The organism is Hymenobacter persicinus (assembly GCF_004167665.1).
In the GTDB taxonomy this organism is placed as follows: Bacteria; Bacteroidota; Bacteroidia; order Cytophagales; family Hymenobacteraceae; genus Hymenobacter; species Hymenobacter persicinus.
The window spans coordinates 1-13,049 of sequence record NZ_SEWE01000037.1 but is presented as its reverse complement, the minus strand read 5'-3'; the positions used below and the strand labels follow the sequence as shown (position 1 = coordinate 13,049).

The 13,049-nt window shown below is 63.7% G+C and carries 11 protein-coding genes; 2 read left to right on the top strand and 9 right to left on the bottom strand.

The window, feature by feature from the left end; translation table 11 throughout:
• Positions 1-18: 18 nt before the first annotated feature.
• Positions 19-663, bottom strand: a complete 645-nt coding sequence (locus EWM57_RS15685; protein WP_129922105.1) for a hypothetical protein — start codon at positions 661-663, stop codon at positions 19-21.
• 52 nt (positions 664-715) lie between these two features.
• Positions 716-2,818 carry a family 20 glycosylhydrolase gene (locus tag EWM57_RS15680; protein WP_129922104.1) on the bottom strand — a complete coding sequence of 701 codons (2,103 nt, stop codon included), beginning with the start codon at positions 2,816-2,818 and terminating at the stop codon, positions 716-718.
• A 150-nt stretch (positions 2,819-2,968) separates the two neighbouring features.
• Between EWM57_RS15680 and EWM57_RS15675 the strand changes: the two genes are divergently transcribed.
• Entirely contained in the window at positions 2,969-4,756 is a 1,788-nt protein-coding gene (locus EWM57_RS15675) for a hypothetical protein (RefSeq protein WP_129922103.1), read from the top strand.
• Between the two features lie 9 nt (positions 4,757-4,765).
• Here EWM57_RS15675 and EWM57_RS15670 read toward each other — a convergent pair whose 3' ends face one another.
• The 6 genes from EWM57_RS15670 to EWM57_RS15645 form a co-directional block, all read right to left on the bottom strand.
• Positions 4,766-6,124, bottom strand: coding sequence for a DUF58 domain-containing protein (locus EWM57_RS15670; RefSeq protein ID WP_242510099.1), 1,359 nt, complete (start codon positions 6,122-6,124; stop codon positions 4,766-4,768).
• 18 nt (positions 6,125-6,142) lie between these two features.
• A complete protein-coding gene (locus EWM57_RS15665; RefSeq protein ID WP_129922101.1) occupies positions 6,143-7,159 on the bottom strand; it encodes an AAA family ATPase in 1,017 nt (338 codons plus the stop codon).
• Between the two features lie 156 nt (positions 7,160-7,315).
• On the bottom strand, positions 7,316-8,605 hold the full coding sequence (locus tag EWM57_RS15660; protein WP_129922100.1) for a DUF4350 domain-containing protein: 1,290 nt from the start codon (positions 8,603-8,605) through the stop codon (positions 7,316-7,318).
• Positions 8,605-9,360, bottom strand: a complete 756-nt coding sequence (locus tag EWM57_RS15655) for a DUF4129 domain-containing protein (protein WP_129922099.1) — start codon at positions 9,358-9,360, stop codon at positions 8,605-8,607. The genes EWM57_RS15660 and EWM57_RS15655 overlap by 1 nt, the downstream gene beginning before the upstream one ends.
• On the bottom strand, positions 9,344-10,378 hold the full coding sequence (locus tag EWM57_RS15650; RefSeq protein ID WP_129922098.1) for a hypothetical protein: 1,035 nt from the start codon (positions 10,376-10,378) through the stop codon (positions 9,344-9,346). The genes EWM57_RS15655 and EWM57_RS15650 overlap by 17 nt, the downstream gene beginning before the upstream one ends.
• A gap of 2 nt (positions 10,379-10,380) precedes the next feature.
• Positions 10,381-11,343: a stage II sporulation protein M gene (locus EWM57_RS15645; RefSeq protein ID WP_129922097.1), complete on the bottom strand. Its 963-nt coding sequence runs from the start codon at positions 11,341-11,343 to the stop codon at positions 10,381-10,383.
• A gap of 117 nt (positions 11,344-11,460) precedes the next feature.
• Between EWM57_RS15645 and EWM57_RS15640 the strand changes: the two genes are divergently transcribed.
• Entirely contained in the window at positions 11,461-12,183 is a 723-nt protein-coding gene (locus EWM57_RS15640; protein ID WP_129922096.1) for an RDD family protein, read from the top strand.
• A gap of 71 nt (positions 12,184-12,254) precedes the next feature.
• Here EWM57_RS15640 and EWM57_RS15635 read toward each other — a convergent pair.
• Positions 12,255-13,049 (bottom strand): DUF4394 domain-containing protein (locus tag EWM57_RS15635; protein ID WP_129922095.1); only part of this gene is annotated, 795 nt, incomplete at its 5' end.

Sequence of the window (13,049 nt, the reverse complement as noted above, 5' to 3'; positions counted from 1 at the left end):
AAGTGGGGGCGGTCTGGTTTAGTTCAGGCTAAATGAGAATCCCGAGGGCATATCCGTTTTCTGCGGAAACAGCGCGTCGAGCTTGTCGCGGCGGGCCGTGAATTCAGCCTGGCTGATAACGTGGGCCTTGTAGAGAAACGTGAGGCGGTTGAGTTGCAGGTCGTAGTCGAGCAGGTGGCTGAGGTGGCCGTACTGCTGGCGCAAATACAGGTCGCGCTTTTTGAGCAGCACCCGGATAAACTCCTCGGTGGCGGGCGCCTCGCCTTTCAGGGGCAGAAACAGTACCACGCCCTTCTGGTCGTCATTGACCAGGATCAGGGTGCGCTGTTGGGTCAGGAAAAACGCCAGAGCCAGCACCACGGCCCCCACGATGCCTTCCAGCACGCCCTCGAGGGTGCTGCCGCCGCTGCCGGCCAGGTAGTCGTAGAGCCCCAGCAGGCTGCCGCCAAACACCAGCGCCGCTACCACCAGAAACTCGGGCTTGCGGCGCAGGGCCACCAGCCGGTCGCGCCCGATTTCCTCGAACGGCACCAGCACGGACTTTTCCCCCGCCAGGCTCTTCTCGCGGATGAGCACCTTGTGGTCGGTGAAGCTGAAATATTTGGTCGAAAACAGGCTGCGCTGAAAGAGCGTGCCGCCCGCAAAATGCTCCTGGTATAACATAGTGACGGTAATTTCTGAATAAAAGCGGCGTGAGGCTACTATCCTTTCAGAATTATTCTTTGCCCGCCAGCAGCAGGCGGCTCAGGGCCGGCACCAGAGCCAGCTCAGCCTGTCCGGCGGGCGCTTTGGCGGCTTCGAGCTGCTTTTGAGCCGCGGCCAGCCAGGCGGCAGTCGGCTGCTGGCCTTTTTCGAACTGCTGCAGCCGGGTCAGGGCCAGCGTGGCCAGGGCGCTGAGCCGGACGGAGTGGGGCGCGTATTCGGCCAGGCTCGGCACGGTGGTGAGCAGGGGCTGGAGCAGCTGGTCGTTGGTGGCCCAGCGGGTGAGCGGACCCTGCACGGCCTGCACGGCTGCCCGCGTGGCCGCGTCCTGGGGCAAAGGTCCCGCCGCCGGCCGCCGGGCCAGCAGGGCCGCCACGGCCACCCCAAACTGCCGGGCGTCCTCCGACTCGGCCGGGGCCGCGTCCACGAGGCGGTTCAGGGGAGTCTGGGGGGTGTAGAACAGGCCCTGGAAGTGCCGCTTGTACTCTTTCACCGGCTCCAGCACGTTAGCCAACACCCGCAGCGGGGCCACGCTCTTGCCCGCGGCCAGGGCCGTGAGCAGCTGCTCGGGCACGCGCTTGTGCTGCAGGCCCAGGGTTTCGAGCTCATCCGACACCAGCGCCAGGCGGCGGTACATGTCGGGCACGTCGCGCACGGTGGGCTGCGACCAGAGCCGCTCGGCCACGGCCGCCGCCCGGGGCCAGATCCGGCTTTCCAGAATCACGCTGTCGGCAAATTCGGCCCACATGGCGGCCTCCCCGCCCAAGACCAGGCGCTTCTGCTGGTCGGTGAGCGGGGCGTCGGCCGGCAGCGGGTCGTTGAGGTAGTAGGCGGCGGCGCTGTAATTCAGGTCGAGGTAGTAGCCGTTGGACAGCAACGCGGGGTGGTTGGCCTTCACGGCCTCGTTGAGCCCCTTGCGGCCCCGCCAACTCTGAATAACGGCTTCCGGCGGCAGGCCCGGACCCAGGATTTCGTCCCAGCCAATCATGATCTTGCCGTACTTGTTGGTGAACTGCAGCACCCGGCGGTTGAAGTAGGTTTGCAGCCCGTGCTTGTCGAGCTGGCCGTTGTCTTTCACAAAGCCGTTTTCCTTCGCCCAGGCCATGATGCGCGGGCTGCGCCGCCACTGCCGGCCGTCGTTTTCGTCGCCGCCGATGTGAAAGTAGGGGTCGGGAAACAGCGCCGTCATCTCGCCCAGCACCTTGTCGATGAGCTGGTAAGTGGTTTCCTTGGTTGGGTCCAGGGCAATGTTGAGCGTGCGCCAGGTTTGGGGAATGCCGTAGGTCGAGTCGTTGGAGGCCAGCTCGGGGTAAGCCGCCATCCAGGCCGTGGTGTGGCCGGGCATGTCGAACTCGGGCACCACCCGGATGCCGCGGGCGGCGGCGTAGCGCAGCACCTCGCGCACCTGGGCCTGGGTGTAGTACTGGCCGCTGACCTGGTGCAGGCGGGGCAACACCTTGCTTTCGACGCGGAAGCCCTGGTCGTCGGAGAGGTGCCAGTGCAGCACGTTGAGCTTCACGGCGGCCATCGCATCGAGGTTGCGCTTGATGACCGGCAGGGGCTGGAAGTGCCGTACGGCATCAATCAGCAGCCCCCGCCACGCAAAGCGCGGAATGTCGCCGATTTCAGTTTCGGGAAAATAGTAGGCTTTCTTGTCGGCGGTCAGCAGCTGGCGCAACGTGGCCAGGCCCCGCAGCACCCCGAAGCTGGTGTTGGCCGACAGCGCAATGCCCATCGGCGTAACCCGCAAACTGTAGATTTCGTCCTGGATGGGCTCCGTAATCTGCCCCACGCGGCCGTAGCGGATGGTCAGGTCGGCGGGGGCGCCCACGGCCACCAGCTGGGTGGTCAGACGCTTGTCGTGGGTCTGGCGGCTGAGCCACTCGCCGAACTCGGCCACGGCGGGCTGCACGGCGGAGTCCACGTTGAGGGCCTGAATCTGGACCCGCCACTGGCTTTTAAGCGCAAACCGGCCCGTGCCCCAGCGCAGCATGCTGGGCACGGGCAGCAGGGCCCGGGTTTCGGCCGGCAGGCTCTGGGCAGACAGCAAGTGGGGAACGGGGCTCAGCAGCAGCAGCGCCACTACAATCCGGCAGACCAGCGGGGAGAAATGCATCGGGAACGGGAAAGTGAACCCCGAAAGATACGCAAGGACCCGGCCGCCGTTAGCGTGGCAGCGCTATCCTTGCTAATTTGGGGCTTTTTACGGCATCCTACTTTCCCACGGCCGGCTCACCCCGGCGCGTTTGGGCTTTAAGCTTACGGTATGAAATCTCCTTCGGGGCTGGCGCTATTCTGTAGTGCCGTATTTATTGTGCTGGTTTCGTTCTGGTATTATCCGAAGTGGAAGCAGCCCAACACCGAAGCCAGCATCAGCTGGGACGCCTCCGGGTACTACATGTACCTGCCGGCCATCTTCATCTACCACGACCTGAAGGACGTCAAGTTCCGCGACGAGGTCATTGCCAAGTACCAGCCTTCGCCCACCTTCGACCAGGCCTTCGTGCACCCTGGCAGTGGCCATTACGTGATGAAGTACTCGTCGGGCCTGGCCCTGCAGGTGCTGCCGTTTTTCCTGGTGGCCCACGCCGTGGCCGAGCGCCTGGGCTATCCGGCCGACGGTTTTTCGCCGCCCTACCAGTTTGCCCTGCAGTTTGCCAGCATCGTGATGTGTCTGTTAGGACTGTTCCTGGTGCGCAAGGCTTTGCGCCCCCGGTTCGGGGAGTGGCCCACGGCCCTGGCCCTGCTGGTGCTGGTGCTGGGTACCAATTACCTCGACTACGCGGCTATCAACGGGGCCATGACCCACAACTGGCTGTTTACCTGGTACGCCGTGCTGATGCTGGTGGTGCCGGCCTTCTACAAGCGCCCCACCATGGGCCGGGCCCTGGCCATCGGCGGCGTTATTGGCCTGATGACCCTGACGCGCCCTACCGAACTGATGGCCGTGTTGATTCCGCTGCTCTGGGGTTTGGAGCCCAGCGTGGACAGCCTGCGCGGGCGGCTTGAATTCTGGCAGCAGCACTGGCCCAAGCTGGTGGGGGCAGCCGTTATCGGGGCCCTGTTTGTCAGCATTCAGCCCCTGTACTGGCACTACGTCACCGGCGACTGGATTGTGTACAGCTACCAGGACCAGGGCTTCAGCTGGCTGCGGCCCCACCTCTGGGATGGGCTCTTCAGCTTCCGCAGCGGCTGGCTGCTGTATTCCCCACTGTCGATTCTGCCCCTGCTGGGCCTGTTGGTGCTGCGCCGGCAGGTGCCCGAGGGCTTCTGGGCCATTCTGATCTTTATGCTGGCCGCCATCTACGTGGCCTACGCCTGGGACATCTGGTGGTACGGCGGCCGGGCCATGGTGCAGAGCTACGGGGTGATGGTGTGGCCCCTGGCCGCACTGATGCACTGGCTGGGCTACCGCCGCGGCTGGGCCGAAGTGGCCCGGGTGGCGGTGCTGCTGGGCATTTACTTCAACCTCTGGCTCACCCACATGTCCCACCTGGGCTCGCTCTACTACGCCGGCGACATGAACCGGGCTTACCTGTGGCGGATTCTGGGACGGTTTCAGGTGCCCGAAAAAGCCCGCCTGCTGCTCGACAGCAACGCCGACTACACCGGCACGCCCACCGTGCAGCACGTGCTCTGGACCCAGGACTTCGAGAGTGCCAACCCACCCGCCTGCGACGGACCCGCCCTGCGCGGCAACTGCTCCCTGGCGCTGGATGGCCAACGGCAGAACAGCGAGGAGTACGTGGTGCCCCTGAAGCCGGGTACCTACGACTGGGTGCGGGCCAGCGTGCTGGTGCACTGCGACCAGAAAGAATGGGATATGTGGAAAATGACCCAGTACACAATCCGGTTCCGCAACGGGTCCACCGTAGTGAAGGAAAAGCTCATCCGGCTGCAGCGCGCCCTGAACAACAACCAAACCGACGACCTGCACATCGACGTGCGCGCCCCCCGCGAGGCCTACGACAACGTAACCGTGTCGTTGTGGAACGGGGGCGGCACCAACCGCATCGTGCTCGACGACCTGACCTTGATTGGTATCAAGGACTAGCCGGGAAAGCTAAATCAGACCGCGGGCTTTGAACTCGAGGTAGCGGTTGATGGCGTTGACCGTCAGCTCCTGGGGCGGGGTGAGTAGGGCGTGAATGCCGTAGCGCTGCAGCTCCAGCACACTCTGCCGCTTTTCCTGGGCGAATTTTTCGGCAATGGTCTGGTTGTAGATGTCCTCCGTCGTCTCGGCCGGGGCATGCAGAAATTCGCGGAGCTCGGTGTTTTCGAAGAACACGACCAGCAGCAGGTGGTCCTTAGCTAAGCGGCGCAGGTAGGGCAGCTGCCGCTGCAGCCCGCTGAGGGTTTCGAAGTTGGTAAACAGCATCAGCAGGCTGCGCTGCCGGATTTTGGCCTTCACGTTGGTGTAAAGCAGCTCAAAATCGGTTTCCAGGTACTTCGTGCGCTGCTTGTAGAGCACCTCCAGCAGCCGCAGCAGGTGGCCCCCACGCCGGTCAGCGGGCACCACGGCGCTGATTTTGTCGGCGAAGGTGATTAGGCCGGCCTTGTCGTGCTTGAGGATGGCAATGTTGCTCAGCACCAGGGTGGCGTTGATGGCGTAGTCGAGCAAACTCAGCCCGTCGAAGGGCATGCGCATCACCCGGCCCTTGTCGATGAGGCAGTACACCTGCTGGGCGCGCTCATCCTGGAAGTGGTTGACGACCAGCGTATCGTTTTCGGCGCTGCTGCGCCGTGCCGAGGCTTTCCAGTTGATAGTGCGCGGGTCGTCGCCGGGCACGTAGGAGCGCAGCTGCTCAAATTCCATGCTGCGGCCCACCCGCCGGATGCGCTTCACGCCCACCTCCGTGAGCCGGTTGCTGATGGCCAGCAGCTCGTACTGGCGCATCTGCAAAAACGACGGATACACGGGCACCATCTGGGCTTGCCCGTAGCGAAAGCGCCGCCGCACGAGGCCCAAGGGGGAGGCTGCAAACACGTTCAGGGCCCCAAAATGGTATTCCCCCCGCTTCACGGGCCGCAGCTGGTACCGGATAATCTGGGTTTCCCCGGGCTTGAGGGCCGCTTGAAACAGCACGTCGCGGCGCTGAAACTGGGGCGGAATCTCGTCAATGGTTTCGGTGCGGACGGCGAAGCGGTAGGTGTTTTCGAGGTAAATAGCCACCTCGTTGTCGGAGCCGTTGGCCAGCTTTTCGCCCAGCACGCGGCGCCCGAACACGCTGCCGTGGGCCCCGCGCCCGGGGCCGTAAAGCAGCAGCAGGTCCAGGCCGGTGAGCACGCCCAGCACCCCGAGTAGCACCTGCAGCGGCAGTAGCAGCACGGGCACGAAGAAGGCCACGGCCAGCGCGCCGACCAGGGCCGCTACCACCGCAAAAAAGCGCCCGGTCAGAAAAAGGTTGCGCATTGGAGTCAGGAAGAATGGCTGCCGGCCTTAGCGCGGCACCTCAATTTGCTGAATAATCTGCCGGACGACTTCGTCGGGGGTGGTGCCTTCCATTTCACGCTCCGGCGTGAGCAGGATGCGGTGCCGCAGCACGGCCGGAGCCAAGTACTGCACGTCTTCGGGCGTCACAAACTCGCGTCCGCGCAGGGCGGCCAGGGCTTTGGCGCCGTTGAGCAAGGCCAGCGAGGCCCGCGGCGAGGCGCCCAGGTACAGCGATTTATGCGTCCGGGTCTGCCCCACAAGGCGGGCAATGTAATCGAGCAGGTTGGGCTCCACGTGCTGGCGGCGCACCTGCTGGCGCAGCTCGGCAATCTGGGCGGCGCTGAGCACGGGCTGCACCGAATCGAGCGGCATGCCGCCGAAGCCGGCGTGGTGGCCCTGCAGGATGGCCACTTCCTGCTCCGCCGTGGGGTAGCCAATCTGAACCTTGAACAGAAACCGGTCGAGCTGGGCCTCGGGCAGGCGGTAGGTGCCTTCCTGCTCAATCGGATTCTGGGTAGCCAGCACCAGAAACGGCTCCTGCATGGGGTATGTGGTTCCATCCTGGGTAATATGGCGCTCCTCCATCACCTCGAAAAGCGCTGACTGGGTTTTGGCCGGGGCCCGGTTGATTTCGTCAATCAGCACCACGCTGGCGAAGATGGGCCCGGGGCGAAACTCAAAATCTGCTTTGTTAGGCCGAAAAATTGAGGTGCCCAGCACATCCGAAGGCATCAAATCCGGGGTGAACTGCAGGCGGCTGAATGGCACGCTCAAAGTGCGGGCTAGCAGCTTAGCGGTCAGGGTTTTGGCCACGCCCGGCACGCCTTCCAGCAGCACGTGGCCGTCGGCCAGGATGGCGGTCAGCAGCAACTCAATCAGCTCGTGCTGGCCGACAATGACCTTGCCCAGCTCCCGACGAATAGCCTCGGCGCTGGTGGTAAGCAAGCTAAAGTCGGAGCGAGGAGCAAACGAGGCGGCCGGCTCCGGAGCATCCGGGTTGGTAAGGGGGAAATTGTTATCCATATTTGGGAAAAGCGAGAAACGTTAGGAAAAAAGAGTAGCAGGATAATTACATAGGTGTTTCTGAATTATGGATGTATAATATTCGATAGGGGCGCATAATTGCGCTTATTGGAAAAATTATAAAACGGTTAAAGTCAATTTATAGTCATAGTGCAATCAGGAAAAAGCGGCTTTCCGAAAGCTGCTTAGCACGGCATTGAGCTTCTGCAATTCAGCATCCCGCACCTGGGGTGCCGTGCGCACGTAGTGAATCACCCGGATCAGTTCATCCACCTGGGTGCGGGAAAAGCCGGATAGCTGCGTGAGCCGCTTCCGGGTGGCTTCGCTATTCAAGTCGAGGGCGGGCTCCTGCAGGCGCTGGCGGAGCAGCTCGAGAAACAGACTGATTTTCTTTTCTGCCATCAGCGCGTGGTTGTCGTTTTGTCGGTAGAGTGAGGCCACCGTGCGCGTAAACAGCAGTGTGGTATTGGGCAGGGGCTTGAGCACAGGAATCACGCGCTGCCGCCGCTTGGCCTCAAACAAAGCAAATAGGGCCAGGCCCACGGCCGCCAGCCCGACGGCCCAGCGCAAGGCCGCGTGCTGGCTTACCACCCGCCACAGCGACTGTTCCCCCAAGGGCCCCTGCTTCTGGTATTCATCCCAGAAAACCGGCCGCTGGGGCAAGTACGACAAGGCGGCAAAGCCGAAGCCGGCCGTAGCGGGCCGGAGCAGAAAGTAGTTGCTCAACGCGGCGGGCGTGGAGCTCAGCACCAGCGCCCCGCGCCCGTAGGGTACGCGCACCAGCACTGGCTGCCGCTTGGCGTTAGTGGCCAGCACTATGGCCCGGCAGGCGCTATCAGGCTCAAAAAACCAGCTAGCCTCGCTGCTGGGAAACCGAAACCGGGCGTGAGCCGCAAAGGCCGGGTTGAGCAGGTGCAGCGTGGTGCTGTCGGCGGCGGTGCGCTCGGTAGCCGGCCGGCGACGGGCCCGGCGCTTCAGGCCCAGCTCCCCACTGGCCAGGTGCAGGCGCAGCGTGTCGGCGAGCAGCTCGTCGAGGTATTCGGTGGCAATAAAGGCGTGGTTGCCCCGGGCCACGTAGCGCAGCAGCGCGTCCCGGTCGAGGCGGCTGATGGTGAAGGTGTGGTGGACAAACACGTAGTTGGCCGCCGTGCGCAGCACCCGGGCAGAGGGGGCCGTGGCGGGCAGCACAGTATCCTGGTTGGCAAACTCCTGCGTGCCCAGGTTGGGCAGCAGCTGATTGGCAATGGGCTGGCGCACGGTGCTCACCGCCTGGCGCCCAAACAGGTCGGGCAGCAGGTCGTAAAGCACGTAGGTGCCGAAGGGAATCTTGTCGCGGTTCTGGTAGGTGGGCTGCCAGTTGGTAGGCTCGGGGCGGTAGTATTCCACCGCCACAAAGGCCGCAAACAGCACTACTAGGCCGATAAGAAAGGTGCGGAAGCTGGTCATCAGGCGGCGCGGCTGGTGAGGGCAGCCAGAAACTGCTGCCGGGTTTCGCGCACCTGCGCGTAGCTCCGGGCGGTCAGAGCCAGTTCCCCGTACCAGACGTATTCAAACTGCCGGGTGAGGGTGGCAAAAGCGTCCTGCCAGGGCGTGGAGGCCAGCTCTCGCAGATACTCGTGGTTGGTTTTGTCGGGCTGCCAGTCGATGAGGTGGCGCGTGGTGAGCGTGTGCAGCACGTGCAGGTAGCCCAGCCGAACGGCCAGGCGGTAGTTGCCGGCTTCCTCGGCTTCCTGTAGGCGGGCGGGGAAATCGATGGCGTGAATATCCTCGGCCGCCGCTTCGTAAGCCAGCGGCAGGGGCCGGGCCGTCCGCCCCAGGGCATTAGTGAAATCGAGGCGCAGCACGCGCAGCAGCACCATCAGGAAGGCTACTCCAAAGGCGGCGTACACCACATAACGGCCCCTGGTGCGGTAGCCGGGCCCCGACAGCAACTCGCCCAGCCACTGCCAGAAGCGCCGCCAGAACCGACTCCAGGCGCTGGTTTCGGCCGGCACCGGCTCCACGTACTGAAACTCGGACTGCTGCCGGAAAGCGCGCAGCCGACCCGCAGCGGGCTCCCGCAGCCGTACCGGCGTGGTGCGGTCGGCGGGTAGCTCCACCCGGCGTGCAGAATCACCCGCACCGGATACGGCGGGGGCAGCTGCTGTCAGCAGCAGGGCCAGCAGGGAGGCGGCCAGCGGCCGGCTAGTACTCGCCCTCATCTTCGGGCCGGAAGGACTGCGGGGTAGCGGCCGACTCGGGCTGGCCGCCAATGGAATCAACCAGGGCGTAGAGACCGTGGCCTTCCTTGCGCTCGACGAGGTTGAAATACTGAAACGCCAGGGCCAGAAACAGCAGGGGATATAGCGCCAGCATCGCCACCGAATTCAAACAGGCCGCCACCACCGACAGCACCCGCGCCAGGGCCGTGGGCGACTGGGTCGGGGTGGCCGCAAACGGGCTGCTGATCAGCGAGGTAAGCCCGTAGACGACCACAATCAGCATAACGAGCAGCAGCAGCATGACCACGATAAGTCCGAAGGTGGACCACCACTTGCCCCAGACCAGGGAAAAGCACCGGGCAATGGTGGCAAAAAAGCCGGTCCGCTCCCGCAGCTGCACGATAAAAAACAGGCTCAGCACAACCATGATGTAGGCCATGCCGATGTAGAGCGCAAAAATCACGAAAAAGACCAGGGCCGGATTGCCTTGCAGCAGGTAGGAGAGTAGCCCCAGCACCGTCGCCATGCCGAGCACGGCTACAATCATCACCAGGGCCAGCCCAAAAAACGAGGCCAGCGCCCCCCAGAAGCGGCTACGCACCAGTGCCCACACCTCGCGCACCGTCACGGGCTCGGTTGGATCTGTTTTCTCCAGGCGCAGCACTAGGTAGCCGTACACAGTGAGCGTGAGCAGGGTGAACGAAAACAGGCTGCCGACCACCGCAACCCAGTATTCGGGGCTGCTCATCATATCAGAGAACTGCTGCAGCGACTCAGCACTATTGGCTTTGCCCCGAATCATGGACGCGCGCCAGGAAACCAGGAAACCGCCGAGGCGGGCCTGCAGCAGGCCGCTGGCAATGCCCTGCAGCAGAAACAGGGGCAGCACAATGTAGAGCAGGGAGGCGCCCAGGGGCCGGAAGTGCGCCCGCACAAAGTCGAACGAGGCCTCGATCTTGCGGCCGAAGTCCCGCTCGCGCATAAAGTCGGAGGGACGGGTAAAGGGCAGGTGTGCCATACTCAGGAAATAGAGGAAAGGGCGCCGGCCCGACGGCGCAGCAGCAGTGGATACAGAATAAAATACCAGCCGATAAAGGCCGCCGAGCCGCCGATGATGAGTAGGCTGGTCCACAGGGGCATTTCGGTATGGCGGGTCACGAAGCCTTCGAGGAAGCCGGCCGTGATAAAAATCGGAACCAAGCCCAGCACGAGCTGCATGCCGTCGCGGGCAGCACGCTGAAAGGATTCGCGCCGCGAGTAGGTGCCCGGAAACAGGATGCCGCGGCTCATGACCAGCCCGGCGCCCCCGGCCAGCACGATGGCCGAAATTTCCAGTGTGCCGTGAATCCAGATAGTGAGCAGAGAGGGCAGCAGCACGCCCTTGTGGTGGAAAAAATACTGGAAGGCGCCCAGCATCATGCCGTTTTTGAACAGGATCGTGCCCGTGCCCAGGCCGGGCAGCAGCCCCCCGGCAAAGGCGTAGAGCGACACCTTGATGTTGTTGAGGGTGATGTAGAGAAACATCACGCTTTCACTGCCGCCCTTGTAAACGGCCATCGGGTCGCCGCGCTCAATGTTGGCCAAGGTCTGGTTGACGTACTGGTCGCCGAGCACGACGCGCACAAAGGTGTCGTCGAGGGCGGCCGACAGGATGCCCAGGCCGGTGCAGAGCACGAAAAACAGCAGAGCCAGACCCAGCGTGCCGTGGTGACGGGCCACGAGCAGAGGCAGCTCCCGGCGCCAGAACTGGGCGAAACGGTTGCGGCCCACGCTTTTGTTTTTGTACAGGGACTGGTGTAGCTTGCCCGTAAGCGTGTTCAGGTACGCCGTTGTGGTGGAATCCGGGTAAAAGGTGCGGGCGTAGGAGAGGTCGTCGGTGAGCTCAATGAAGCGGGCCGCCAGCTCATCGGGGCCGCTGGCGGGCGTGGTTTCGTAGTGCTGCCACTTGGCCTGGTTCTGACGCAGAAAAACAACTTCGCGCATACGGCGCCGACCCGCGGATAAATAGAAATAGGCGCTAATAGCAGCGTCTGACAAATATAAAAAAATAGCCCGCGCCGCCGCCGCGTTTTCGCCCGGCCGTTAAAATAAGCAGCAGCAATGAGTACAATTCGCGTGCAAACCGCCCAAAATGTGGCCCTCGAGTACGAAGTGGCCAGCGTCGGCGACCGAATTCTGGCCCAGCTGCTCGACTGGCTGGTGCTGCTGGTCGTGACGACCGTGGTATCGTTTCTGGTCGACAAAGTCACCGAGGTCGGGGATGAGCGCCGGATTCTACTGCTGATTCTGGTGGGGCTGCCCATCCTGCTGTACCATCCGCTCTGCGAGATATTCTTCAACGGGCAAAGCCTGGGCAAGCGGGCCCGGCAAATCAAGGTGACCAAGCGCGACGGCTCCCGCCCCCAGGCCGGCGACTACTTATTGCGCTGGCTGCTGGGGCTGATCGAGATTACGGCCACAGCGGGCAGCATCGCCACGGTAGCCGTGTTGCTCAACGGCCGCGGGCAGCGCCTCGGCGACCTAGCCGCCAATACGGTCGTGGTGAGCCTCAAGCCGGGGGCGGCCACTGAGCTGGGCGCGGAGGTTGAGCTGCTCAGTGGCTACCAGGTCGTGTTTCCCCAGGCCGGCGGCCTCACCGACCACGACGTGAACCTGGTGCGCCGGCTGCTGCACCAGAGCCTGAAGCGCCACGACTTCGAGCTGCTCAACCAAGTGGCCAACAAAGTGAAAGCCCTGACCGGCATCCAGACCGACCTGCAAGACGAAGCCTTCCTGCGCACTATTCTCCGCGACCATGCTCATCTGATTGCCGAGCCCGCTTAAGACGAATACCCAATGCAAAAAAAGCCCTCCGAGCGATTCGGAGGGCCTTTTTTGCGTTTCAGCGCCGGGCGCTAGTGGATGATGACCACCCGCTGGATACCGGCGGGCTGCCCATCCAGGGTCAGGTGCACGAAGTAGAGGCCGGCACGGGCCTTACCCGATTCCCAGCGCAGCAGCTGGTTGCCGGCTGCCAGCACGTCCGTGGTCAGCACGTCGACCTGCCGGCCCAGGGCGTCAAACACGGTGACCGTCACTTGGCTGGCCTTGGTGAGGCGGAACGCCACGCTGGCCTGGTCTGCGGCCGGATTGGGGTACACACCCAGGGCGGTGGCGGCCAACTCCGCGCGGCTGCGGGCCCCGGTCGAAACGCCGGAAGCAGCGGCTACGGCAATGTCGCGGACCGTGATGCCGTTGCCGATCTGGCCGGTGGTGCCCACGGGCGTAGCGGCCCCCGTAGCCAGGTTCACGGTGTAGAAGTTGCTGTTGACCGACGAGCCGGGGTTGGCCACCATGTACGCCGTGTTCAAGCCGATGCCGGTGCTGTAGATGTCGAGGTCCACGTTGGGCGCGGCAGCGTTGACGGTGATGCCCGAGGCGCCCACGGTGGTCAGCTGCCCATCGGCGGGCGGGTTGGCCGTAGCCTGGGTGTTGAGCACGTTCAGCAGCTCATCGTAGTTGTAGAGCGTGGTGCCCGAGTTGGCGTTGGCCCCGCTGAAGCTGTTGGTATAGGCCACGGCCCCGATGGAAGGTACGTTGGTCCCCGTGGTGTAGGTGAGCTGCCCGTCGGTGGCGGCCAGCGTCCCATTGACGGGGTTCAGGCGGTAGTTGGTGCGGTTGGCGCCCACCACCCGGATCCGGTCCACGGT

Bases quoted from the DNA above. Each gene is read 5' to 3' on its own strand.
- EWM57_RS15650 (WP_129922098.1), bottom strand. From the start codon at position 10,378: ATGGCACACCTGCCCTTTACCCGTCCCTCCGACTTTATGCGCGAGCGG.
- EWM57_RS15660 (WP_129922100.1), bottom strand. From the start codon at position 8,605: ATGACCAGCTTCCGCACCTTTCTTATCGGCCTAGTAGTGCTGTTTGCG.
- EWM57_RS15675 (WP_129922103.1), top strand. From the start codon at position 2,969: ATGAAATCTCCTTCGGGGCTGGCGCTATTCTGTAGTGCCGTATTTATT.
- EWM57_RS15640 (WP_129922096.1), top strand. From the start codon at position 11,461: ATGAGTACAATTCGCGTGCAAACCGCCCAAAATGTGGCCCTCGAGTAC.
- EWM57_RS15655 (WP_129922099.1), bottom strand. From the start codon at position 9,360: ATGAGGGCGAGTACTAGCCGGCCGCTGGCCGCCTCCCTGCTGGCCCTG.
- EWM57_RS15665 (WP_129922101.1), bottom strand. From the start codon at position 7,159: ATGGATAACAATTTCCCCCTTACCAACCCGGATGCTCCGGAGCCGGCC.
- EWM57_RS15680 (WP_129922104.1), bottom strand. From the start codon at position 2,818: ATGCATTTCTCCCCGCTGGTCTGCCGGATTGTAGTGGCGCTGCTGCTG.
- EWM57_RS15685 (WP_129922105.1), bottom strand. From the start codon at position 663: ATGTTATACCAGGAGCATTTTGCGGGCGGCACGCTCTTTCAGCGCAGC.
- EWM57_RS15645 (WP_129922097.1), bottom strand. From the start codon at position 11,343: ATGCGCGAAGTTGTTTTTCTGCGTCAGAACCAGGCCAAGTGGCAGCAC.